Source organism: Caballeronia sp. S22 (assembly GCF_964261745.1).
In the GTDB taxonomy this organism is placed as follows: Bacteria; Pseudomonadota; Gammaproteobacteria; order Burkholderiales; family Burkholderiaceae; genus Caballeronia; species Caballeronia jiangsuensis.
This window is the reverse complement of record NZ_OZ180038.1, coordinates 85,804-108,065: the sequence shown is the minus strand read 5'-3', so window position 1 is coordinate 108,065 and position 22,262 is coordinate 85,804. Positions and strand designations below refer to the sequence as shown.

The window sequence follows — 22,262 nt, the reverse complement described above, 5'->3', positions numbered from 1 at the left end:
CGAAATAGCTCCGGCCCGCTTCGCGGCCGTTCGGTCAATCGGGTTTGCGTGTGCTTCTTCTTCGATGGTTGCCCTCGCATACCCAACGGCAGCGCGTAGCGCTGTGCCGAAGCTCTTTCGTGCTGAACCAGTTCGCTAAAACATTTGGTGCGGCAGACCGCGCGCGAGCCAAGTCCGGTTGGGCCTTCGAGGGCGACACTTAGCGAGTGCCACCGCGGACTGGCAAGCATGGCCAAACTACGTGTGACCGCGGGCCTGAACAAAGTGACCCCCGCCCCGGGGAGGGGCAACGCTAATAAACCGACAAGAAACCGGGATCCGGCAAAAGCCTAAAATCCACAAGCATCCCCTCGCCCCACCCCATGCTCCCACCCGAACTCATCGAAACCGCCAGCCTCCCCTACCGCGCCGCAGGCCGCTTCGCATGGCACTTCGCGTCGGCGAAACTGCGTCACGATCCGTTCTTCGCCCACATCCTCGCGCACGGCTTGATCCCCGATGGCGCGCGCATCCTCGATCTCGGCAGCGGCCAGGGTTTGCTCGCTGCGTGCCTGGTCGGCGCGCACGCATGGCATCGCGATGACGCGGCTCACGCGTGGCCCGCACTCTGGCCCGCCCCGCCCGTGCCGCAATCGATCCACGGCATCGACCTGACGCCGCGCGACATCGATTGGGCGCGCATCGCGTTGAAGGCGCACGCGCCGCGCATTCGCTTCGTCTGCGACGACATTCGCGTCGCGCCGTTTCCTCAGGCGGATGTCGTCGTCGCGTGCGATGTGCTGCATTACGTCGATGCGAACGCGCAGGAAGCCGTGCTGCGCCGCGTGCGCGCAAGTCTCGCCGCGGATGGCGTGCTCCTGCTGCGCGTCAGCGATGCCGCCGCGGGCTGGCGCGCGAGCGTCGATCGCGCCGTCGATTTCGGCATGCAACTCGCCCGGTCGGGACGCACGAACGGACTCACCGTGCGCAGCGAAGCGCAATGGCTCGCGCTGCTCGGCGATCTGCGCTTTCAGGTGACGATCAGTCCGATGGGCAACGGCGCGCACACCGCCAATCGTCTGATTATTGCGCGACCTGTGGACTGAGGCGTGCACGGCCCGAAAGGCCCGTTTGTTACAATTCATCGTATTCGAACGCCATCGGACTTTGGGAATCTAGCCCGTAGTGAACCCTCTTCTGCTTACGCATTTCACCGCCACGAGCTGCGCGGGCCGCGGCCTCGACGCGACGCTCGACGCGCTTTCGGCGGCACGCAGCGGACTCGCGCCGTGCGATTTCGAAGGCGCCGCGCTGCACACGTTCACGGGCCGCGTCGCCGGCATCGAGGACGCGCCGGTACGCGCCGATTTCGCCGAATTCGACTGCCGCAACAACCGTCTCGCGCAACTGGCGGTGACGCAGGACGGTTTCGACGAGCGCGTGCGCGAAGCGATCGGGCGTCATGGCGCGCAACGCGTCGGCGTATTCATGGGCACGAGCACGGCGGGCATTCTGGAAACCGAACTCGCCTATCAGCGGCGCGATGCTCAAACCGGCGCGCTGCCCGCCGACTTCAACTACGCGACCACGCACAATCCCTATTCGCTCGCCGGTTTCGTGCGCGCGTACTTCGGGTTGCGCGGGCCGGCGGTGTCGGTGTCGTCGGCGTGTTCGTCGGGGGCGAAGGTGTTCGGGTCGGCGCGGCGCATGCTGGAAACCGGTCTGATCGACGCGGCCGTGGTCGGCGGCGTCGATACGCTCTGTCTCACGACGCTCTACGGCTTCAACTCGCTCGAACTGCTCGCGCCGGGGCCGTGCAAGCCGTTCGATGTGAAGCGCAACGGCATTTCGATCGGCGAGGCGGCGGCGTTCGCGGTGCTCGAACGCGACTCGGCCAGCCACGCCGATGACGACGCGATCCGCCTGCTCGGCATCGGCGAATCGAGCGATGCGTATCACATGTCGTCGCCTCATCCCGAAGGACTCGGCGCACGCATGGCGATGCAGCAGGCGCTCGCGAGCGCCGGGCTCGACGCGCGCGATATCGGCTACGTCAACCTGCACGGCACCGCGACGCCCAGCAACGACGCCGCCGAAAGCCGCGCGCTCACGAGCCTGTTCGACCGCGTGCCGTGCAGTTCGACCAAGGGCGCGACGGGTCATACGCTGGGCGCGGCGGGCGCGCTCGAAGCGGTGATCGCCGCGCTCGCGTTGCGGCACCAGATGATCCCGGCGGGCGCCAACACGAGCGAGCCGGACCCCGCGCTCGGCCTCGACTACGTGCTCGCATCGCGCGGCGCGCCGTTGCGCGCGGTGCTGTCCAACTCGTTCGGCTTCGGCGGGACGAATTGCAGTCTCGTGTTCGGACGCAAGGGAGCGGGCGCGGCATGACTCCATTGCGTGGTTTTATCGAAGGCGTCGGCGTCATCGGGCCGGGACTCGTCGGCTGGCCTCATACCGCCGACGTGCTGGCGCGGCGCGCCTCGCGGACAGCCGCGCAGACCGTGCTGCCCGCGCCCGCCGGTTTGCCTTCCGCCGAACGCCGCCGCACCGGGCCGGTCGTGCGCGCGGCGCTCGCGGCTGCGCACGAAGCAGTCGCGCAAAGCGGCCGCGACGCCGCGACGCTCGCCGCCGTGTTCGCGGCATCCGGCGGCGATGGCGGGAATTTTCATGCGATCTGCGAAACCCTCGCGAGCGACGATCCGCAAATCTCGCCGACGCGCTTCCACAACTCCGTCCACAACGCGCCCGCAGGCTACTGGAGCATCGCGACACGCGCGATGGCCGCATCGAATGTGCTGTGCGCATACGACGGCAGTTTCTCAGCGGGCCTGCTGGAAAGCCTCGCGCAAGTGAGCGTCGATGGCGCGGCGACGCTGCTCGTCGCCTATGACACGGAGTATCCGGAGCCGTTGCACCACGCTCGCCCGATCGCGGATGCGTTCGGCGTCGCGTTGGTGCTCGCGCCGCAAAAGAGCGAGCGCACGCTCGCGCGCATCGCCGTGCATCTCACCGATGCGAACGCGTTCACCTTCACCGATGCCGATTTCGAAGCGCTGCGGCTGTCGAATCCCGCCGCGCGCGCGTTGCCGTTGCTCGAAGCGCTGGCGTGCGGGAAAGCAGCGAATATCGTGCTCGATTATCTCGATGGCACGCACCTCGCCGTGGATATCGACCCGTCATGACGGCTGCGCAGATTCTCGATCGCGACTGGATCGCCGCGCGCATTCCGCATGGCGGCGCGATGTGTCTGCTGGACACCGTCGTCGCGTGGGATGCGCAACGCATCCGCTGCGAAGCGACGAGCCATCTTCGCCCCGACAACCCGCTGCGATCGAAAGGCCGGCTCGCGTCGGTGTGCGGCATCGAATACGCCGCGCAGGCGATGGCGGTGCATGGCGCGCTAGTCGGCGAGGAAGGCACACGTCCGCGCGTCGGCATGCTGACGAGCGTGCGTGGCATTCAGATCCACGTCGATAGTCTCGACACGCTCGACGCCCCGCTCGATATCGAAGCCGAGCGCATGGGCGGCGACGATATCACCGTGCTGTACCGCTTCACCGTTCACTGCGCGGGACGAATGCTGCTGAGCGGCCGCGCCGCCGTGATTCTCGACGCGGCTCAGGCCGCCGGTTTCGTCGCGCAATAAGCGGAGAAGATGCCGAGTTCGACATCGCGGCGCACGTTCGCGAAGCCCGCGCGTTCGATGGCGGCGATCACGGTGTCGGGCGGCACGCAGGCCTCGATCGTGTCCCAGTAGTAGCGCATCAGTTCGACGCTTTCCCCTTTCTTTCCGACGATGCGGGCGATCATCGGCACGACGCCGCGCATGTAGAACTTCAGCGCCGCGACGCCCATGCCATGCGCGGGCCGCGTGATCTCTAGCACGCAGAGCCGCCCGCCGGGCGCGAGTACACGGAAGTATTCATCGAAGGCTTTCGCGAGATCGCTCACGTGGCGCAGCGCGAAACCCATGCTGAGGAAGTCGTAGACGGCGCTGTCGCACGGCAGATTTTCCGCGGTGCCGATGCGCGTCTCCACGCCCATCGGCAGATGCGCCTCGCCGACCATGCCCGGGCTCGGATCGACGCCGGTGACGAGCGCCGCATCGCCCGTGATCGCGACCGCTTCCTTCGTGACGAGGCCCGTGCCCATGCCGACGTCGAGCACGCGCATGCCGCGCGCGAGACCCGCCGAACGCAACGCGCGGTTGCGATACCACGAGCCGGAGCCGAAGGCCATCGCGCGCTCGATCGCGTCGTAATCGGAGGCGGTGCGATCGAAGATGCCGCGCAGCCAGAGACGCCTGGCGGGTTCATCGGAGTAGTAGGAGGTGAGCGGCTCGTGCGGGGCTTTGTGGTCGATCGTGTCGATTGCGTTGATTTCGTCGATCTCGTCGCGCCGGGGGGAAGTCATCGCGTCTCCTGTGACTATTCGTGTGCCTGCAAGCCGCCGTGGCACGTTTTTATCACAGGGAGATCGATGACGTCACCCTCGCCCGCGCGCGCGAAATCAGCTCAATTCGACGACGGCCTCTCGCGGCACGGCGGTCTCGGGCGCGGGCAACGCCAGGGTCATCGCCTTGCGCGCGCGCATCAGCGAGTTGCGCACGCGCCGCTCCGGGCGGCTGAACATGCCGCCGCCCACGAGTGCGACGAACGACGCGATGAGCGGCACCGCGAGCAGCATCGTCGCTAACTTGAAGAGACCGAGTTTCAGCGGGCTGCGCGACGCCCATGCGGACCACGCAAGCGCGAATCCCATATAGGCGATGCCCGCGGGCGCGCCCGCCAGTTCGGGCATGCCGATACGTTGCGCGAGCGGCATCGGGAAAATCAGAACGAAGAGCACGATGCTCGACATCGCGTGAACGAGCAGCGCGCGCCGCTGCTTAAGGAGCCCCGTGACCGACCAGAACGCCAGCGCGAGCACGAACGGCGGACATGCGGCCACCACGGCCGCGAGCGCGAGATAGACCACGACGCCGCTCATCAGATTGCGCAGATAGCCTTCCGACGACACGTAATACACCATGTATCCCGCCGCGATCGCCGCCACGCACGCGACGAACGCGAGGATGCCGCCCTGCCCGTCCGGCGAAACGAAGAGTCTCAGCATCAGGAGACTCGTGAAGCCGACCAGATAAACCAGGAACCGCACAACCGAAAAACGCTGTTTCATACCTCACCCCATTCCCCTGACGGTGCGAGCGGTCGCCGGTGCGGTCGCTCTGCGGCGCGCCGTGTGGTGGCGCGCCGCAGAAGACCTTATGGGACCTGTCCTCGCCCATCTATCGCCCGCGTCCGAATTCGAATGACGGATCGCGCGCTCAAAAAGCGCCGCCGCGAATAGCCTTTCGGTCTTTCGCGGTCGACGTCTCTTTATCGACGGGGAAACGGGAAATCTTTAGCCCTTGTGTGCGGGCCAGGGCGGAATGAACGTCAGCGCGTGAGCGGCTTCGCTTGTTCCATCGACGATGCGCGCACGAACTTGCCCGCGCCCAGATGGTGAATCGTGTGCAGCGGCTGATTCGATTCGTCGATGAACCAGTGACCATCGACGAACACACGCTCGTCGGCTGCCGCCGCGACGACTTCCGCGAAACAGGTGTCGTAGGCGTCTTCCGTGTGCTTCTCGTCGATGAGCTTGCATTCGAGCCACGCCGCGCAGTTCGTCTCGATGAGCGGCAGGCCGAGCACCGGCCCTTCGACCGTCTCGATGCCGAAGGCTTCGAACTTGTCGATCTCGCGCCCGCTCGTCGTGCCGACCGCGTAAGCGAGATCGATCATCGCCGCGCCCGGCACGATGAGGCCGAAGGTGCCGCTCGCGGCGGCCAGTTCGCGCGTATAGGTGTGCTTGTCGATCACGACGGCGATACGCGGCGGCGTGAACTCCACCGGCATCGACCAGGCGGCGGCCATCACGTTGCGGCGCCCGCCATGCGCGCTGGTGACGAGGACGGTCGGACCGTGATTGATGAGACGGCTGGCGTGCTCCAGCCTGACAGGACGAAAGTGGCTCATGGTTTTATGGATGCAAAGGACAATTCGCGTGATTGTATGCGGTGTTCAAAATGCGCGCGGCGACGCGTGGTCGCATTCATTTGTCCGATCGCCTCCCTTCGCGCCCTGCGAATCGTGCTTGACAGACGCTCTTACGATATATATCTTTAGATATGTTTTACGACATATCTGGAGTGTTCCTATGAAATCCCGTTGCTTTCAACGCGCGCGTGAAGCCGGTTTTCGCGCATTCGGATCTGCATTTCCCTTCGACGCCCCCGAGTGGGCCGAGCGCTCGGTCTTCGAACGCTGGGGCATGATCGGCCGTCATCGGCATGGTGGCGGCGGTCGCTTCGGCGGCGGTCCCGGTGGAATGGGCGGCATGGGTGGATTCGGCGGCGAAGACGGCATGCCGCGCGGCCGCAAGTTCTCGTCCGACGATCTGCAACTGCTGCTGCTCGCGATGCTCGCCGAAGCGCCGCGTCATGGTTATGAACTCATCAAGGCTCTGGAAGACCGCTCGAACGGTTTCTACGCGCCGAGCCCCGGCATGGTCTATCCGGCGCTCACGTATCTGGAAGAGCTGGGCTATGCGACCGTCGAACTGGAAGGCAATCGCAAGCGCTATGCGCTCTCGGATGCCGGCCGCGACTATCTCGCATCGAACCGCGAACGCGTGGACATCATGCTCGCGAAGCTCACGCATTTCGCACGCAAAATGGATCTCGTGCGCCGCGCCTATATGGGCGAGGAAGTCGATGACACCGCCGCCGACAGCGGCTGGGCGCCCGAACTGATCGCCGCGCGCCGTGCGCTGAAGAAAGCGCTGCTCTTGCGCACCGACGCATCGCAGGACGAGCAACGTCGCATCGCCGCGATCCTTGCGCGCGCGACGGCAGAAATCGAACAGAACCCCGCGCCGAAGCAGGCGTAAGAAGGAGCCATACACGATGACAGATTCCATTCTGCAAGACCGGCCCGATCTCGAAGTCACGCGCGTACGCCACCCGCTCAAGTTTCGCCTGGTGCAAGTCACGCGCGTAGAGGCGCTCAATCCGTATCTCGTGCGCGTGACCTTCACGGGCGACTCGCTCGAAGATTTCGTCAGCGCCTCTTTCGACGATCACGTGAAGCTGTTCTTCCCGCAGCCCGGCGAGGCGATGCCCGCGCTCCCGCAAGCCGGTCCCGACGGTCCCACGTTCGATCCTTCGAAGCCGCGTCCTATTGCGCGCGATTTCACGCCACGTCGCTTCGACCGTGAAGCGCGCGAGCTCGATATCGAATTCGCGCTGCACGAAGCCGGCCCCGCGACGGCATGGGCCGCGCAAGCCGCGCCGGGTCAATATCTCGGCATCGGCGGACCGCGTGGATCGTTTGTGATTCCGACGCAGTTCGACTGGCATCTGATGATCGGCGATGAAACCGCGCTGCCGGCCATCGCGCGGCGTCTGGAAGAACTGCCTGAAGGCACGCGCGTCGCGACGCTGATCGAAGTCGCCGATCAATCCGCGCGCATCGAATTCAATACGCGCGCGGACCTCTACGCGCAATGGCGCTATCGCAACGAGAGCGAGCATCCCGGCGGCGCGCTGCTGCTCGCGTTGCGCGAAACCTATGTGCCCGATGGCGAAGGCTATGTGTGGGCCGCGGGCGAAGCCACGCTGATGCGCGCGGTCCGCAAGCTGCTATGCGATGAACGCGGCGTCGACAAGAAGCGCATTCGTGCTTCCGCTTACTGGAAGCGCGGCGAGCAAGGCGTGCACGAGACGATCGACGGTTGATCGGCTCGTGTGTCCCGCATCGTTCGACCTCAGGCGATGCGCGTCCATCGGCCATACTTCGCGACTTCTTTCTCGTCGAACGAGAAGCCGAGACCGGGTGCATCGTGCAGCTTCACGCGGCCATCGCTATGCGATAACTGCCGGTCGATCAGCCTGCGGAAGTTCAGCACCTGATCGTCCCAGAAGAATTCGACATAGCGCGCATTCGGCGTCGCGGCGACGAGCGGCGCATGCAGATCGTGGAACCAGTGCGGGCACATCACGACGCCATGACTCGCAGCCGTCGCCGCGATCTTGCGCCATTCGGTAATGCCGCCACACACGGCCGCATCCGTTTGCAGAATCGCGGCCGCGCCCTTGTCGAGCAGTTCCTTGTGATACCAGCGGCCATAGCCGATCTCGCCTGTCGCGATCGGAATGCGGGTCGCTTTGGCGAGACGCGCGTGATTGTCGACATCGTCGGTCGAGAAAGGCTCTTCGATGAAGTACGGATCGTATTGCTCGAAGCGCCGCACGTGTTGCAGCGCCTGCGTGACATCGGTCCAGCCGTTGTTCATGTCGATCATGAGTTCGACGTCCGGCCCCACTGCTTCGCGCGCGGCCTTCACGCGACGTTCCTCTTCCTGCGGCGAGAGTCTGCCGCCCTTCATCTTCACCGCGCGAAAACCCTTCTCGACATAGCTCGCCATTTCCTCGCCGAGTTTCTCCGGCGTTTTGCCTTCGAGGTAATAACCGCCGCTCGCATAAGCGGGCACCGTGTCGAGTTGATGTGCGCCGAGATACTTGTGCAGCGCTAGTTCGTGCGTGCGCGCGTTCAGATCCCAAAGCGCGATATCGAGAATGCTCAGCGCGCGCATTACGGTGCCCGCGCGACCTTGCAGAAGCGCTTCGTCGTACATCGCCTGCCACAGCCCTTCGACCGCATACGAGTCCTTGCCGATCAACACAGGCGCGAGCAATTGCTCGACGGCCACCGTCAGCAACTCGCCCGCCGCGCTGCCGATATAGCAAAAGCCGATGCCTTCGACGCCATCCGTCGAGCGGACCTTGACAAGACCATAGTGGCGCGTCGAAACAGTGCGAGTGGAAAACGACGTGACACGATCGAGCGGCACCGCGGCCGCGCAAACCGCAATCGATTCGATGATGGGCATAACTTCGTCTCCGTGATTTTTAAGTCATTGCGATTGCAATCAGTTTGATGGCACGCATGCGCAAGAGGAAGTATCCTTTGGCTTCTTCAAACCCAAATATTTTTATCGATGGACTCGCGCTATCTGCAGAGTTTCGTGTTCGTCGTCGAGCTCGGCTCCATTGCCGAAGCGGCGCGCAGACTCGATCTCACGCCGGCCGCCGTCGCTCAACGGGTGAAGATGCTGGAAGCCGAACTCGGCACGACACTCGTGCGCCGCTCGGGCCGCACGGTCGGTGCGACGGAGGCTGGCGAGCGCATTCTGGCGCGTGCGCGAGCCGTGCTGCACGATATCCGCGACCTGCGCGCGGACATCGACAATACGGAACAACTGGGCGGTCAATTGCGTCTCGGCGGCATGGCGACGATGATGGCGGGCCTCATCCCCGATGCGCTCGCGGTGCTGCTGAATCGTCATCCGCAGATGGACTTTTATCTGGAGCCGGGCACGTCGCTCGACCTCTATCGCAAAGTGACGAGCGGCGATCTCGACGCCGCCGTGATCGCGCAACCGCTTTTCAATCTGCCGAAGAGTTGCGACTGGCATACGTTCAGAAAGGAAGCGCTGGTACTTCTGACGCCCGCTTCGATGCACGTTACCGATGTGCATGCCACGCTGCAAACAGAGCCGTTCGTGCGCTATGACCGCAATGTCGTCGGCGGACAGCTTGCGGATGCTTATCTGCGGCAACATGGCATCAAGCCACATCAACGTTGCGAGCTGGATGGCCTCGCCGCCATTGCGACGCTGGTCGATCGCGGCCTTGGCGTATCGCTGATACCGGATTGGGCATCGCACGAATCGAGCGGATTATCCTTGAAGAAGTGGGCGTTGCCGCATGCCGCACCGAAGCGTCTCGTCGGTTTGCTATGGGGATGATCGTCCGCGCGACTGCGCCTCGTGCAAGCGTTTCTTGCTGCCGCCGAGTCTATCGGACGGAATTGAAAACGCGATGAACCATCAGCGCCGGTTGCTTCCGGAAACAAATATTTCTATGGTTTGAAGGAAGCGCCACACGCAATCAAAGCCCGCGTAAAGCCGCGATAATCGAAGCACGGATACATTCAACGCTCATCAAACGGTAGTGCGACCATGACCGACACGTTCAAGAAAAAAGCCAGCGAAGAACCCGCGCAACCGAAGGGTCTGCGCAAATCGCTGACGAGCTATGGAGACAACGGCTTCTCGCTGTTCCTGCGCAAAGCGTTCATCAAGGGCGCGGGTTATACAGATGGCGCGCTCGATCGCCCGGTGATCGGCATCGTCAACACGGGCAGCGCGTATAACCCGTGTCACGGCAATGCGCCGCAACTGATCGAAGCTATAAAGCGCGGCGTGATGCTGGCTGGCGGCCTGCCGATGGATTTTCCGACGATATCGATCGCCGAATCGTTCTCGCAACCCACGAGCATGTACTTGCGCAACCTGATGTCGATCGACACGGAAGAGATGATTCGCGCCCAGCCGATGGACGCGGTCGTGCTGATCGGCGGATGCGACAAGACCGTGCCCGCGCAGCTGATGGGCGCGGCATCGGCTGGCATTCCCGCGATTCAACTCATCACGGGCTCGATGCTCACGGGCGCGCATCGCGGTGAGCGTGTCGGCGCATGCACCGATTGCCGCCGCTACTGGGGCCGTTTTCGTGCGGAAGAAATCGACGAAGCGGAAATCGCGGCCGTGAACAATCAACTCGTCGCGAGCGTGGGCACCTGTTCAGTGATGGGCACGGCGAGCACGATGGCGTGTATCGCCGAAGCGCTCGGCATGACGATCCCCGGCGGTGCATCGCCGCCCGCGGTCACATCGGATCGCATGCGCATCGCCGAACTCACGGGCACGCAAGCGGTGCAGATGGCGCGCGATAACCTCACCATCGACAAGATCCTCACGAACGAAGCATTCGAAAACGCAATGCGCGTGCTGCTCGCGATCGGCGGCTCGACGAACGGCATCGTGCATCTCACCGCGATCGCCGGACGCATGGGCTATGACGTCGATCTGAAGGCACTCGATCGCATGGGACGCGAGACGCCTGTGCTCGTCGATCTGAAGCCGTCCGGGTCGCATTACATGGAGGACTTTCACAAGGCCGGGGGCATGGCCACGCTTTTGCGCGAGTTGAAACCGCTTCTGAATCTGAATACATTGACGGTAACCGGGCGCACGCTCGGGGAAGAAATCGAAGCGGCGGGTCCGGCATTCGAGCAGGACGTCGTGCGTGCCTTCGACAAGCCGATCTATCCGCAAGGCGGCATCGCGGTGCTCGAAGGCAATCTCGCGCCGGGTGGCGCGATCATCAAGCAATCCGCGGCGAATGCCGAGTTGATGGAGCATGAAGGCCGCGCGGTCGTGTTCGAGAATGGCGCGGATCTCGCGGCGCGCATCGATTCCGACGATCTCGACGTCACCCCCGACGATATCCTCGTGCTGAAGAACATCGGACCCAAAGGCGCACCGGGCATGCCGGAAGCCGGCTATATCCCGATTCCGCGCAAGCTCGCGGTGAAGGGCGTGAAGGATATCGTGCGCATATCCGATGGGCGCATGAGCGGCACCGCATTCGGCACCATCGTTCTGCATGTGACGCCTGAATCTGCGGTGGGCGGGCCGCTCGCGCACGTTCGAACCGGCGACCGCATTCGCCTGAGCGTATCGAAGCGCGAGATCAGTCTGCTCATCAGCGACGAAGAACTCGCCGCGCGCACGAACGCATCGCCGGTTAGCGTGCCGAGCGCGGATCGCGGTTATCAAAAGCTGTTTTACGAGACGGTGACGCAAGCGGACAAGGGCGTCGATTTCGATTTCCTGCGCGCGACGACGACGCGTGGTGTGATTCCTCGGTCATGATCGTGCGCGGATTGATGAATTCAATATCACGCATGCAACATGCCGATACGCGCGCTTCGCTTTAAGATAACCACTTCATCATGACCGGCCCTATGCGCCAGGAGCGGCAGGTGCTTTTATTGAAACGTGGACATGGCGCAGCGCTGTGCATGACCTGCGCGTTGTCGTTTGGACCGATATGCGCTTTCGCGGCCGCGCCGCGCGCTGGCCATACGGCGAGTGCTGTCGAAACCGCGAGCGGTGCATCGGCGCACGGCATCATGTCCGCCGATGCGCTTCCGCCTGACTTCACTGGCGACGATCCCGAGCACGTCCGCGACGCGCTCGCGGGTCACCCTGCCCCAGGGCAGCCGGTCTCGATCACGAACCGCGTCCGGGCATTTCTGTCGCGTCCATTTCGAAAAACGGAGCAAGGCGCCTCCGCGGCTGCGGGCGCGAGTCAAACTCGCGAGCAGGCCGATCGCACGTTCACGTTCGTCATTCCGGTTGCGTACGGGGTGCGCTACCTGTCGAAGAAGAAAGTGCTTTCGGTGAACGTCTCGCTGGCGGCGCCCGAGAGTCCCGATGCGATTCTGCTCAAGCAGACGGTGAAGGGACAAAGCGGCCGTAAGCTCGTCGTCGCGCCCGAGGCCAAGGCGAAGGGATTCGTCCAGAACTTCGACGTCATTCAGTTGAAGCCGGAAAACGGCATCAAGACGACCGTCAATGGTCGGATCATGCTCCCGAGTTTCGATCACGAGCATGGCAGTGGCGACTTCGCGATCGTGCTCATCTGCTCGCTAGCGCCGCCCTATCTGACCGATGATGTCGAGCACAGCGCGCCCACCGACGAAGAACCCACCGACATCACGCGCAGGACATCGACATTGAATGGAAGGGTCGACGCTGCGTGGCTCATCGATCGCAAGGAAGGCACGATCATCACGAAGCGGCTGCACCTCGTAAAATAGGCTGTCCTTTCGATCTTTCGAATGCGACGAAGTAGACAACCTCGTCTACTATCGCAGGCAAGGCTGCCCGATTCCCGGACGCCCGTGCGAAATTAATGCGGTCGGAACGACTACAATCGGTGTGCGAACACGCGCAGGGCTATTCATCAGATGCGCATCATATGCGAATAAGCCGCTGAAACAGGGCGCTTTCCGACGCAAGGCGTGATCGCGCCGCACACGATGTCGTGCCGGGTCGTGCGGAAATGGCGTCACGCGGAGAACCTGAATGCCCGCCAGATTGAATGCGGTTCGCAAGACCGGACGCATGGTCAGTCGCCGGCTGATGCGACGCAACAGCACTGCCGCGATGCGCTTCGCCGATTCGTTTTCGCGCTTTCCGGCGCTCGCCGGACTCATCGGCACCGCTATCGCCATTTCCATGGCCGTGTTGTCGTTTGCCGCGCTATGGCAGGGACGCGCGCAGGCGCTGCAAAACGCGCATCAGGCAGCAGCCAACCTCGTCGCCACGTTGAGCGCCGATATCGCACGCAATGTCGAATCGAGCGATCTGTCGCTGCGCACCATCGTCAGCGGCACGCAAAATCCCGCCGTGATGGCACTGCCTCCCGATCTGCGCAAGCTCGTCCTCTTCGACGGCGCCACCGGCACGAACTTCGTCGGCGGCGCATTCGTGATGAATCGCGAAGGACGTATCGTCGTCGAACGAGCACCTTCAGAGCATGCCGACCTGCTCTTCGACGATCGTGACTACTTCAAGGTTCACGCCGAGCATCCCGACTCCGGCCTCTTCATTTCCGGACCGTACATATCCCGGCTGCGCAAAGGCACGGCTTCGCTCGCGCTGAGCAGGCGCATCGACGCACCGGATGGCTCGTTCGCAGGCGTCGCCGTGATCGCGTTGAACGTCGCCTATTTCAACAACCTGCTTTCGCGCGTGAACGTCGGCAAGTCCGGCTCGGTGTTCATCGTGCAGCAGGACGGCGTGATGATCGCCCGCAAGCCCGCATTGCCCTCTGACGTAGCCGGATACGTCGCCAGATCGCCAACCTTCGCTGCGATGCGGGACGCGCCGTCCGGCTCGTATCTCTCGCGATCACCGATCGACGGCGTGCGGCGGCTCTATACTTTCCAGCATGTGCCGGGCACCCAGCTTATCGCGGCGGTCGCGCCCGCCGAGGATGAAGTGCTCGCTGCGTGGCGCGAGCGCAGCATCGTCATCGGCGGATTGACCATGATGTTCGGCGGAGGCTTTGTCGTCATCTCCTGGCTGCTCGCAATCTCGCTGCGGTCGCGGGCGATCGCGCAAGAGAAGTTGCAACGGCTCGCAGGCACCGATTCGCTCACCGGCCTGTGCAACCGCCGCGCGCTGGACCGCCGGCTCGACGAAGAATGGCGACGTGCCCGCCGCGCCGATCAGCCGCTATCCGCTTTGTTCGTCGACGTCGACTACTTCAAGCTCTATAACGACACCTACGGTCACGCGATGGGCGACGATGCGCTCGTCGCGGTGGCTGATTGCATACAGAATTCCGCGAAGCGGCCCGGCGATATCGTCGCGCGCTACGGCGGCGAGGAATTCGTGGTCGTGCTGCCGGGCGCCGAAGCAAGCGGCGCGCTCACGATCGCCGAGCGTCTTCGTGAGAGAGTCGAACAACTCGACATTGCCAACAGCGCCGCGCCCAAGGGCGTGCTGACGATCAGCATCGGCATCGCAACCGCGTCGCCGCGTCAGATCGAGGACGCGCTCAAACTGCTCAACAGTGCCGACTCCGCGCTCTATCTCGCCAAACGCACCGGACGCAATCGCGCGATCCACGAAGACAGCGTCGCGGGCGGTGACGCGTAGAGCGAGCCCCCGCAATATCGCGCGTATGATGCATCGTGAATGCAATCGTGCGTTATGTATGCCGCATGCAAACCGCATTCGAGCGAAGTCAGAACAGAAGGAGACAATCCTATGACCGCATCCACCGCCGTACTCGCGATTCTGTTCTCGCTGCTATTGGGCGCGATGATTCCCGGCCCGAGTTTCGTGATCGTGGCCCGCAACTCGATCGGCATATCGCGCGCCGATGGTCTTGCGACCGCGCTCGGCATGGGCGTCGGCGGCATCTTCTTTGGCGGCATCGCTCTCGCGGGACTCTATACGCTGCTCGTCGCCGTGGAGTGGCTCTACATCGCGTTGAAGATCGCGGGCGGCCTTTATCTGATCTACATCGCGTCGAAGATCTGGCGCGGCGCCGCGAAGCCCATGCAGATGCCGACGCAAGACGACGCGCCGACGCTCACGACGAGCGCGCGCAAATCGTTCTGGCTCGGCCTCACGACGCAACTGAGCAATCCAAAGACCGCCATCTGGTACGGAAGCATCTTCGCGGCGCTTCTGCCGCAACATCCTCCGCTGTGGTGCTACTTCGTGCTGCCGCCGATGGTCTTCGCGATCGAGACGGGCTGGTACACCGTCGTCGCTCTGGGTTTCTCCAGCAAGCGTCCGCGCGAGATGTATCTGCGCGCGAGGAAATGGATCGATCGCATCGCGGCGAGCGTGATCGCCATGCTCGGTTTGCGGCTCATACTCACGGCGGGCAGAACCGGTCTGTAATTTCGCATGCAAAAGACATAAGGCGAAAGACAAAAGGCCGGACGCGCCGCGAGGCACGTCCGGCCGTCTCACTGGCAGGAGCGAAGCTCCCGCATCACAGCGGATGCAGCTTGCCGTCGAGGTCCATCGTCCACTGTGATCCGTCCTTGAATGTCAGCACGCCGCTTTGAGCGTCGATATGAGTCGGCCTGCCGGCTGGCTCCTTCTTGTCGCCTCCGATGATCCGGGACATCTCGGCAGAGGACAGTTTCTGGGCATGTTGCAGATCGTCGAGCTTCAGGTTCGCCATGGCGTTTCTCCTTGCGGTGCGTAAGCGGGAGTTCATTAGAATCGAATCGAGCGTGGAGGCGCTCGCTCAGTCTTTTGCATTGTGTATGCCAACGCTCGGGCATAAGGCTTCGAAGCCTGCCGCGCCTTATGCCGTGGGCTTGCGGCATGCAAAACGCGTCAACCATCGACGCAGCAAGTCAGATGCTGGCCAACACACGAGGCACGGCACTGTCGGCGTCGCGACGACATCTCACATCCTTTCGTTTCGCCAACACAAACGCCGCTCGCGGTCTTTGGCTCAGGACTTGCTTTTATCCGCGCTCACGCAACCGGCGATACGACCGGAACTTGCACAAGGAGGAGATGATGCAAGACGATGTCCGCGAGATCGCGGCGACCCCCGATGAACGAGAGAGCGGCTGGCTGATCCCGTCGATCCGCAAGGCGCACGAGCGGTCGGAGACATTCGGCCTGAACGCATCGACTCGTCCCGATTACGACGTGCTCACCGATGGCGACTTGCTGCTCAAGCTCGAGCAGAACCGTGTGCTATGCGCACACGCGACACCGGTGATGGAAACCCTGCGTGAACAAATCGTCAACACGCAGAGCATGATCGTGTTGACCGACGCTCAAGGCCTTATTCTCCATTCCACCGGCGACGACGACTTCCTGGCACGCGCCGAAAAGGTCGCGCTTATAGCCGGCGCGAACTGGGCCGAGGAACGACAAGGCACCAATGCGATCGGCACGGCGATCGCGGAATGCTCGCCGACCGTCGTGCATGGCGATCAGCACTATCTCGCGGCCAATCGCTTTCTCACGTGCTCCAGCGTGCCGATCCTCGATCCTTATGGCGATCTGATCGGCGTGCTGGACGTCACCGGCGATCATCGAAGCTACCATCGCCATACGATGGCGCTCGCGCGCATGTCGGTGCAGATGATCGAAAACCATCTGTTTTCCAGCACTTTTCAGGGCATGCTGCAGATCGCGTTCCATAGCCGCCCCGAGTTTCTCGGCACGCTGATGGAGGGCATCATGGCCTTCACCTGCGATGGCCGCTTTCTCTCCGCCAATCGCAGTGCGCAGTTTCAGTTCGGCCTGCCGCTCTCGGCGTTGCGCGCGCATACGCTTTCATCGCTCTTCGGACTGACGAGCGCGCAACTAATCGATCGTTCGCAGGCGAGCCGCGCGCCGCATATTCCCCTCGACCTGAACAACGGCGCCGTCGTGTGCGCGCGCGTGCGCCTGAACCGCGCTCCGATCGCCGGCATGGCGGCCACGCCTGTGGCGATCAAACCCGCGCCGCGCGCATCCGTTGCGATCGATGCGTCATCAAAACTTGCGTCACTAGATACGGGCGATCCCAGAGTGGCCGCGGTGATCGGCAAGGTACGCAAAGTCATCGGCAAGGACATACCGATACTCGTCACCGGCGAAACCGGCACCGGCAAGGAGTTGCTCGCGCAGGCGATTCACAGCGATTCACCGCGTCGCGCGGGGCCATTCGTCGCGGTGAACTGCGCATCGATTCCGGAGAACCTGATCGAATCGGAGCTCTTCGGTTATGAGGAAGGCGCGTTCACCGGCGCACGACGCAAGGGCGCGGCCGGCAAGCTGCTGCAGGCAAATGGCGGCACGCTGTTTCTCGATGAAATCGGCGACATGCCCTATCCATTGCAAGTGCGCCTGCTGCGCGTGCTGCAGGAGCGCGTCGTCGATCCACTCGGTTCCAGCAAGTCGATACCGGTCGACGTGGCCATCATCTGCGCGACGCACCGCAATTTACGAGAGATGATCGAGCAGAACAGCTTTCGCGAAGACTTGTACTACCGCCTGAATGGACTCGTCGTCAAGCTGCCGCCATTGCGCGAGCGCACCGACCTCGCGACCGTGATCACGAAGATGCTGCAGGCTGTGAGCGCCGACGAAGCGTGCGGCATGCGCCTGTCCATCGACGATGAAGTGATGACGCTCTTCGAGCGTTACGCGTGGCCCGGCAACTTCCGGCAACTGTGCAATCTGCTGCGCACCGCGGCCGCGATGGTGGACGACGATGGCTGCATTCGTCGGGAACATCTTCCGGAAGACTTCTTCGAAGAGCCCCTCGGCAATGTACAAACCATGTCTGAAGCGTACCCTTCATCGACGCTCGCTTCGGGACGACTACAGGAAGTCACGGCATCCGTGATCGCAGCCGCGCTCGCGCGCCATCGTGGCAACGTATCCGCCGCCGCGCGCGCGCTCGGCGTTTCGCGCAACACGATCTATCGCAAGATGCCCGCTTGTTCACCGATGGAGCAATGAGTTGTTCCATGCGGTGTTCCACTTCGATACACCCCTGTCACGAAGAGGCACAGCACGGCACATCGGCCACGCATCCTCGAAATTGAACTGAAAGGCAGAAGCGTGCACATGCACTGACTTTTCATCGAAGGCACAGAGCTTGCATTTTCGACGTTCGATTGCGAATGCTTCGCGATCCAACTCGAACATCACCCAAGGAGATGAACATGCAATGGACGACACCTGCCTTCACCGATCTTCGCTTCGGCTTCGAGATCACGATGTATATCGCCACACGATAATGCTTCGATGATGCAAGCCCGGGTTGCATCGCACCCGGGCCTACGCCCTTCTTTCTCCGTCCCACATGAATCCAACGACCGCGCATGCGGGCGCACCCACGCGCCCGCGTTTGCGTGCGCCTCTGAAGCTGCATTGGCATGCGGACATGAGCACGTGTGAAATCGTGCATCCGAGCGGCAGCGTCGAACTCAATCGCAGCGCCGGCGAAATACTCGCGCGCTGCGATGGCACGCGCGAACTCGACGACATCATCGGCGAGCTCGAAGTGCGCTTCGGCATGGAGGGGCTCGCAGTCGATGTATATCGCTTCATCGATGAAGCGCGACGTCTCGGCTGGCTCGACTGAACTCGCGTTGTCACATCGGGCAACACGTCAAACGTCCCACTGCTCCACGATGCAACACCCACGCATCAACACCACATGCGTCCTCGCGCGCAGTGCTCGTGCATGAGATCCGCATGCAGCAAGGCACTCGCGTACGTGAATGGTCAATGGCATATGACTTGCCTTGAAGATGCCGCAACCGTTTCGCATCGCTATCGAGATTCAAAAAGAAGTTGCATCGACAATACCCAGGAGACAACGATGAAGATTTGCTTCAGTCCGGCAATGCGTGTCGCGGCCATTGCAGCAGGCGCCGTTGCTGCATTCAGCGTAGCGCAGCATCAGGCCATCGCGGCGAGCACCACGCCGACGCAGTATCCGGATGTCAGCTATGAGCGTCTCGCGAGTGCGCAGGAAGATCCAGGCTGGCTCACGTACTACCGCACATATAACGGTCATGGGCATTCGCCGCTCAAGCAGATCGACACCAGCAATGTGAAGAACCTGAAGCAGGTATGGAACTACAAGTTTCCGAAGGACTTGCAGCAGGGCTTCGAAGCGACACCCATCGTCAACGGGCGCTTTCTTTTCGTGACGACGCCCAAGGACAACGTCTATGCATTCGATGCCGCGACGGGCAAACAGCTTTGGAAATACGAGCCGAATCTCGATGCGAGATCGTTCAAGACCGCATGTTGCGATGTGGTCAATCGCGGCGTCGCGTTATACGGAAAGAACGTCTATGTCGCGATGTTGAGCGGCGAAGTAGCGGCGCTCGATGCGCAAACAGGCGCGCTCGTATGGAAGAAGGCGATGTTCGATCCGGGCGTCGGCTATGCGTTCTCGCTTGCACCGCTTGCACTCGATGGCGCACTCGTCGTCGGCAGCTCGGGCGGCGAATATGGCGCGCGCGGCTTCATCGCGGCACTCGATCCCAATGACGGCAAGGTGCTGTGGAAGCGCTACACGGTGCCTGGCGCGAAGGAACCCGGCGGCAATACATGGCCGGACGGCATGCAGGAACATGGCGGCGCGCCCGCATGGCTCACCGGCACATACGACGCGGCGAGCAAGACGCTTTATTGGGGCGTCGGCAATCCGGGACCGTGGCTCGCCGATCTTCGTCCCGGCGACAATCTCTATTCCGATTCCCTGCTCGCGCTCGATCCGAAGACGGGCGACCTCAAGTGGCACTATCAATACACGGCCCATGACACGTGGGACTATGACGGCGTGAACACGCCCGTGCTTGCGAATATCAAGTATCAGGGCAAGGACTACGACGCGATCATTCATGCTGACCGCAACGGCTTTTTTCATGCGATCGATCGCAGCAACGGCAAGCTGATCTATGCGCGGCCTTTCGTCACCGCGACATCGGTCACGGGTTATACGGACGATGGCAAGCCGATTCAGGATGCAGCCAAGTATCCGAAGACGGGCACGACCATCGAAACATGTCCGAGCTTCCTGGGCGGCAAGAACTGGTGGTCCGTGTCATACGATCCGCAAACGCATCTCGCGATCGTGCCGGCCCTGCATGCGTGCATGTCCTTGTCGGGCAAGTCGGTGAATTACATGGAAGGTCTGCCTTATCTCGGCGAAGGCTTCGAGATCAAGCCCGAGCCGAACAGCAAGGGTTATGGTGAACTGCAGGCCATCGATGTGGATACCGGCAAGAAGGTCTGGAGTCACTGGAGCAAGCTGCCCTGGAACGGCGGCGTCGCGACGACGGCGGGCGGTCTCGCATTCAGCGGCTCGCTCGATGGCCATCTCTATGCGTTCGATGAAAAGACCGGCAAGGTCTTGTGGCAAAGCCCCAAGCTCGCGAGCGGCATCATCGCGCAGCCTTCGGTGTATGAGATCGATGGCAAGGAATACGTCGCCATTCTCGCGGGCTATGGCGGCGCGAATCCGATCTGGGGCGGACCGATGGCGAAAGCCGCGGACAAGGTCCCGCGCGGCGGCACGCTCTATGTGTTCGCGCTGAATCGCACCTGACCCAGTCTGATCGGACCGCGAGCTCGCGTCATCGCGCGCTTGCGGTGCTCACTGTCATCACCGGACGCATCGACATGAACCATCCTCTCAACTCCATTCGCGCGGCGGGCATGCTGGCCGCATGCATCGCGCTCGCGCCATCGGCCTCCGATGCCGCGGTGAAGATCTGCACGTTTCCCGGCAGCCCGTCGGCGGCGCTGGATCGCAGCGTCGCGCAGGCAGTCTTCGCCCGCGCCAACATCGCGGCGACGATCGTTTCAAACGGCATCGGGGACGGCGACGACGACGGCGTGTCGCTCACGGAACTCGACAAGACACTCGCGCGCGATTGCGACGTGATTGCGGGCTTTCCACGTTCCTCCGTCGCCGATGCATCCGGCGGCAAGATGCAATTCTCGCGCGGCTATCTGCGCGCGGGCTATGTCAGCATCGAAGCGCCCGGCGCGGAGTTGAAGGACGCCGCGAAGCGCACGGTCGCCGCGACCTATGCAAGCCCGGCACAACTGATCGCCGTGCAACAACACGACGTGACGCTCGATCTGGAGAACACGTCGGCGTCGACGGTCGAAGCTGTGGCGAGCGGACGCGCGCAACGCGCGATCGTATGGTATCCCGCGGTCGTCGCGTATCGCGTGGCCCATCCCGAGCGCGGCTTCACGGTCGCGACCGCCGATTCACCGTATGCGGACTGGCAACTCACCTTCGCGTTCGGCGAAAGGACCGCCGCGTTGCGCACGCGCATCGACGATGCGCTCACGTCGATGACCAACGATGGCCGCTTGCAGGCGCTGACGAAACAATGGGCCTTGCCTTCGCAAACAGCGTCGGCAATGCGCTATCTCGGCGAGCCATCGCATGCATCGTCCGCGCATGTGGGCATCATGCTCGCGGATGCCAACGCAACGCGCGAAGGCCGCTTCATCAAGGTCGCGAATGAGGGTGGCGTCGAGCCGCCGTCGTTCGAACAGGCGCAAACCACGCACGGCAAGACGCTTTATTCGAGTTCGTGCGCGAAGTGCCACGGCGCGCAGCTTCAGGGTGTGACCGCGCCCGCATTGCAAGGTCCTGCATTCGCGCCGCCGTCGAATTCGCACCTTACTGTCGGCGGCATTTTCACTTACATGACGACCAACATGCCCGCGGATCGTCCCGGCAAGATGAAAGATCAGGACTATGCCGACATCATGGCCTTCCTGCTGATGTCGAACGGCTACAAGCCCGGCGGAGCGAAGATGACGGCGGACAGCGCGCGTGCGTCGAAACTTCCGCTGAACGCCGGGCCCGCCCGATGAGTTCGCCACGCGGACGCCGGTCACGCAACTTTAAATACGTCACAACGTGACATATAATTAAGTTGTCGCGCGGGTGGATCGACTTGGGGCCGCAGCGCGGCGCAATGCGCAAGTCAGCCGGTTCCAGCCGGCGGGAGGCCAGCGTCGTGCTTATCAATAACGAGTTTGAAATCGGCTATCTTGTCGTCGTTTTCGCTTTGCTCGGCGTCATCCTGATCGGCGCGCTGCTCACGGCGCTGCATCTGGATCGCTGGCATCCGAAGCTCATCAGCGCAGCCATCGGGGCGCTACTCGGGCTTGCGCTGATCGAAGCGGTGCCGATGCTCACCTGACGACACACCCTGACGCTTCGTCGAGACTTCGGCACGTCGCGGCACAAGGGCGGCAGCATGCTCGGTAACACGGAGCATGCGTGCCGCCTT

The 22,262-nt window shown here is 62.9% G+C and carries 22 protein-coding genes; 17 read left to right on the top strand and 5 right to left on the bottom strand.

Annotation, left to right across the window (positions count from 1 at the left end; all coding sequences use genetic code 11):
• Nucleotides 1–362: 362 nt before the first annotated feature.
• The 4 genes from ACEN42_RS27100 to ACEN42_RS27085 all read left to right on the top strand — a co-directional run bounded on the left by ACEN42_RS27100 (nucleotide 363) and on the right by ACEN42_RS27085 (nucleotide 3,628).
• A complete protein-coding gene (locus ACEN42_RS27100; RefSeq protein WP_371883663.1) occupies nucleotides 363–1,085 on the top strand; it encodes a class I SAM-dependent methyltransferase in 723 nt (240 codons plus the stop codon).
• Between the two features lie 79 nt (nucleotides 1,086–1,164).
• On the top strand, nucleotides 1,165–2,370 hold the full coding sequence (locus tag ACEN42_RS27095) for a beta-ketoacyl-[acyl-carrier-protein] synthase family protein (RefSeq protein WP_371883662.1): 1,206 nt from the start codon (nucleotides 1,165–1,167) through the stop codon (nucleotides 2,368–2,370).
• Nucleotides 2,367–3,164 (top strand): beta-ketoacyl synthase chain length factor, encoded by a 798-nt coding sequence (locus tag ACEN42_RS27090; RefSeq protein WP_371883661.1) that lies wholly within the window; start codon nucleotides 2,367–2,369, stop codon nucleotides 3,162–3,164. Before ACEN42_RS27095 ends, ACEN42_RS27090 begins: the two co-directional genes overlap by 4 nt.
• The gene (locus tag ACEN42_RS27085) at nucleotides 3,161–3,628 is read left to right on the top strand and encodes a hotdog family protein (protein ID WP_371883660.1); all 468 of its coding nucleotides are present in this window, start codon (nucleotides 3,161–3,163) and stop codon (nucleotides 3,626–3,628) included. The genes ACEN42_RS27090 and ACEN42_RS27085 overlap by 4 nt, the downstream gene beginning before the upstream one ends.
• On the opposite strand, the gene ACEN42_RS27080 is transcribed toward ACEN42_RS27085, so the two are convergent.
• From ACEN42_RS27080 to ACEN42_RS27070, 3 genes are all read right to left on the bottom strand, one after another.
• Nucleotides 3,601–4,395, bottom strand: coding sequence for a class I SAM-dependent methyltransferase (locus ACEN42_RS27080; protein WP_371883659.1), 795 nt, complete (start codon nucleotides 4,393–4,395; stop codon nucleotides 3,601–3,603). The genes ACEN42_RS27085 and ACEN42_RS27080 overlap by 28 nt on opposite strands.
• Before the next feature lie 96 nt (nucleotides 4,396–4,491).
• Nucleotides 4,492–5,160, bottom strand: a complete 669-nt coding sequence (locus tag ACEN42_RS27075) for a hypothetical protein (protein ID WP_371883658.1) — start codon at nucleotides 5,158–5,160, stop codon at nucleotides 4,492–4,494.
• 260 nt (nucleotides 5,161–5,420) lie between these two features.
• On the bottom strand, nucleotides 5,421–6,002 hold the full coding sequence (locus ACEN42_RS27070) for a flavin reductase family protein (RefSeq protein WP_250486153.1): 582 nt from the start codon (nucleotides 6,000–6,002) through the stop codon (nucleotides 5,421–5,423).
• Between the two features lie 181 nt (nucleotides 6,003–6,183).
• Between ACEN42_RS27070 and ACEN42_RS27065 the strand changes: the two genes are divergently transcribed.
• Nucleotides 6,184–6,915, top strand: a complete 732-nt coding sequence (locus ACEN42_RS27065; RefSeq protein WP_371883657.1) for a PadR family transcriptional regulator — start codon at nucleotides 6,184–6,186, stop codon at nucleotides 6,913–6,915.
• Nucleotides 6,916–6,931: 16 nt separating this feature from the next.
• Complete coding sequence (locus tag ACEN42_RS27060; RefSeq protein WP_371883656.1) at nucleotides 6,932–7,762, top strand: siderophore-interacting protein; 831 nt, start codon at nucleotides 6,932–6,934, stop codon at nucleotides 7,760–7,762.
• Nucleotides 7,763–7,791: 29 nt separating this feature from the next.
• Here the strand turns inward: ACEN42_RS27060 and ACEN42_RS27055 are convergent, their stop codons facing one another.
• Nucleotides 7,792–8,916: a mandelate racemase/muconate lactonizing enzyme family protein gene (locus ACEN42_RS27055; RefSeq protein WP_371883655.1), complete on the bottom strand. Its 1,125-nt coding sequence runs from the start codon at nucleotides 8,914–8,916 to the stop codon at nucleotides 7,792–7,794.
• A 108-nt stretch (nucleotides 8,917–9,024) separates the two neighbouring features.
• On the opposite strand from ACEN42_RS27055, the gene ACEN42_RS27050 reads away from it, so the two are divergent.
• The 5 genes from ACEN42_RS27050 (at nucleotide 9,025) to ACEN42_RS27030 (ending at nucleotide 15,360) form a co-directional block, all read left to right on the top strand.
• Complete coding sequence (locus tag ACEN42_RS27050; RefSeq protein WP_371883654.1) at nucleotides 9,025–9,834, top strand: LysR family transcriptional regulator; 810 nt, start codon at nucleotides 9,025–9,027, stop codon at nucleotides 9,832–9,834.
• Nucleotides 9,835–10,047: 213 nt separating this feature from the next.
• Complete coding sequence (locus ACEN42_RS27045) at nucleotides 10,048–11,805, top strand: IlvD/Edd family dehydratase (RefSeq protein ID WP_371883653.1); 1,758 nt, start codon at nucleotides 10,048–10,050, stop codon at nucleotides 11,803–11,805.
• Between the two features lie 110 nt (nucleotides 11,806–11,915).
• Complete coding sequence (locus tag ACEN42_RS27040; protein WP_374191221.1) at nucleotides 11,916–12,755, top strand: hypothetical protein; 840 nt, start codon at nucleotides 11,916–11,918, stop codon at nucleotides 12,753–12,755.
• Between the two features lie 325 nt (nucleotides 12,756–13,080).
• Nucleotides 13,081–14,604: a diguanylate cyclase gene (locus tag ACEN42_RS27035; RefSeq protein WP_371883965.1), complete on the top strand. Its 1,524-nt coding sequence runs from the start codon at nucleotides 13,081–13,083 to the stop codon at nucleotides 14,602–14,604.
• Nucleotides 14,605–14,715: 111 nt separating this feature from the next.
• Complete coding sequence (locus ACEN42_RS27030; RefSeq protein ID WP_371883651.1) at nucleotides 14,716–15,360, top strand: LysE family translocator; 645 nt, start codon at nucleotides 14,716–14,718, stop codon at nucleotides 15,358–15,360.
• Between the two features lie 94 nt (nucleotides 15,361–15,454).
• Here the strand turns inward: ACEN42_RS27030 and ACEN42_RS27025 are convergent, their stop codons facing one another.
• Entirely contained in the window at nucleotides 15,455–15,649 is a 195-nt protein-coding gene (locus tag ACEN42_RS27025; protein WP_187604301.1) for a hypothetical protein, read from the bottom strand.
• Between the two features lie 347 nt (nucleotides 15,650–15,996).
• On the opposite strand from ACEN42_RS27025, the gene ACEN42_RS27020 reads away from it, so the two are divergent.
• The 6 genes from ACEN42_RS27020 to ACEN42_RS26995 all read left to right on the top strand — a co-directional run bounded on the left by ACEN42_RS27020 (nucleotide 15,997) and on the right by ACEN42_RS26995 (nucleotide 22,172).
• Nucleotides 15,997–17,940 carry a sigma-54-dependent Fis family transcriptional regulator gene (locus ACEN42_RS27020; RefSeq protein WP_371883964.1) on the top strand — a complete coding sequence of 648 codons (1,944 nt, stop codon included), beginning with the start codon at nucleotides 15,997–15,999 and terminating at the stop codon, nucleotides 17,938–17,940.
• A gap of 206 nt (nucleotides 17,941–18,146) precedes the next feature.
• Entirely contained in the window at nucleotides 18,147–18,221 is a 75-nt protein-coding gene (gene pqqA, locus ACEN42_RS27015; RefSeq protein WP_008347847.1) for a pyrroloquinoline quinone precursor peptide PqqA, read from the top strand.
• Nucleotides 18,222–18,286: 65 nt separating this feature from the next.
• On the top strand, nucleotides 18,287–18,568 hold the full coding sequence (gene pqqD, locus ACEN42_RS27010; RefSeq protein ID WP_238216323.1) for a pyrroloquinoline quinone biosynthesis peptide chaperone PqqD: 282 nt from the start codon (nucleotides 18,287–18,289) through the stop codon (nucleotides 18,566–18,568).
• A gap of 240 nt (nucleotides 18,569–18,808) precedes the next feature.
• Nucleotides 18,809–20,548, top strand: coding sequence for a methanol/ethanol family PQQ-dependent dehydrogenase (locus ACEN42_RS27005; RefSeq protein ID WP_371883650.1), 1,740 nt, complete (start codon nucleotides 18,809–18,811; stop codon nucleotides 20,546–20,548).
• Nucleotides 20,549–20,622: 74 nt separating this feature from the next.
• Nucleotides 20,623–21,840 carry a c-type cytochrome gene (locus ACEN42_RS27000; RefSeq protein WP_371883649.1) on the top strand — a complete coding sequence of 406 codons (1,218 nt, stop codon included), beginning with the start codon at nucleotides 20,623–20,625 and terminating at the stop codon, nucleotides 21,838–21,840.
• Nucleotides 21,841–21,986: 146 nt separating this feature from the next.
• Nucleotides 21,987–22,172, top strand: a complete 186-nt coding sequence (locus ACEN42_RS26995; RefSeq protein WP_035505719.1) for a hypothetical protein — start codon at nucleotides 21,987–21,989, stop codon at nucleotides 22,170–22,172.
• The last annotated feature ends 90 nt before the right edge of the window (nucleotides 22,173–22,262 follow it).

Bases quoted from the DNA above. Each gene is read 5' to 3' on its own strand.
- ACEN42_RS27100 (WP_371883663.1), top strand. From the start codon at position 363: ATGCTCCCACCCGAACTCATCGAAACCGCCAGCCTCCCCTACCGCGCC.
- ACEN42_RS27090 (WP_371883661.1), top strand. From the start codon at position 2,367: ATGACTCCATTGCGTGGTTTTATCGAAGGCGTCGGCGTCATCGGGCCG.
- ACEN42_RS27085 (WP_371883660.1), top strand. From the start codon at position 3,161: ATGACGGCTGCGCAGATTCTCGATCGCGACTGGATCGCCGCGCGCATT.
- ACEN42_RS27080 (WP_371883659.1), bottom strand. From the start codon at position 4,395: ATGACTTCCCCCCGGCGCGACGAGATCGACGAAATCAACGCAATCGAC.
- ACEN42_RS27075 (WP_371883658.1), bottom strand. From the start codon at position 5,160: ATGAAACAGCGTTTTTCGGTTGTGCGGTTCCTGGTTTATCTGGTCGGC.
- ACEN42_RS27070 (WP_250486153.1), bottom strand. From the start codon at position 6,002: ATGAGCCACTTTCGTCCTGTCAGGCTGGAGCACGCCAGCCGTCTCATC.
- ACEN42_RS27065 (WP_371883657.1), top strand. From the start codon at position 6,184: ATGAAATCCCGTTGCTTTCAACGCGCGCGTGAAGCCGGTTTTCGCGCA.
- ACEN42_RS27060 (WP_371883656.1), top strand. From the start codon at position 6,932: ATGACAGATTCCATTCTGCAAGACCGGCCCGATCTCGAAGTCACGCGC.
- ACEN42_RS27055 (WP_371883655.1), bottom strand. From the start codon at position 8,916: ATGCCCATCATCGAATCGATTGCGGTTTGCGCGGCCGCGGTGCCGCTC.
- ACEN42_RS27050 (WP_371883654.1), top strand. From the start codon at position 9,025: ATGGACTCGCGCTATCTGCAGAGTTTCGTGTTCGTCGTCGAGCTCGGC.
- ACEN42_RS27045 (WP_371883653.1), top strand. From the start codon at position 10,048: ATGACCGACACGTTCAAGAAAAAAGCCAGCGAAGAACCCGCGCAACCG.
- ACEN42_RS27035 (WP_371883965.1), top strand. From the start codon at position 13,081: ATGCGACGCAACAGCACTGCCGCGATGCGCTTCGCCGATTCGTTTTCG.
- ACEN42_RS27030 (WP_371883651.1), top strand. From the start codon at position 14,716: ATGACCGCATCCACCGCCGTACTCGCGATTCTGTTCTCGCTGCTATTG.
- ACEN42_RS27025 (WP_187604301.1), bottom strand. From the start codon at position 15,649: ATGGCGAACCTGAAGCTCGACGATCTGCAACATGCCCAGAAACTGTCC.
- ACEN42_RS27020 (WP_371883964.1), top strand. From the start codon at position 15,997: ATGCAAGACGATGTCCGCGAGATCGCGGCGACCCCCGATGAACGAGAG.
- pqqD (WP_238216323.1), top strand. From the start codon at position 18,287: ATGAATCCAACGACCGCGCATGCGGGCGCACCCACGCGCCCGCGTTTG.
- ACEN42_RS27005 (WP_371883650.1), top strand. From the start codon at position 18,809: ATGAAGATTTGCTTCAGTCCGGCAATGCGTGTCGCGGCCATTGCAGCA.
- ACEN42_RS27000 (WP_371883649.1), top strand. From the start codon at position 20,623: ATGAACCATCCTCTCAACTCCATTCGCGCGGCGGGCATGCTGGCCGCA.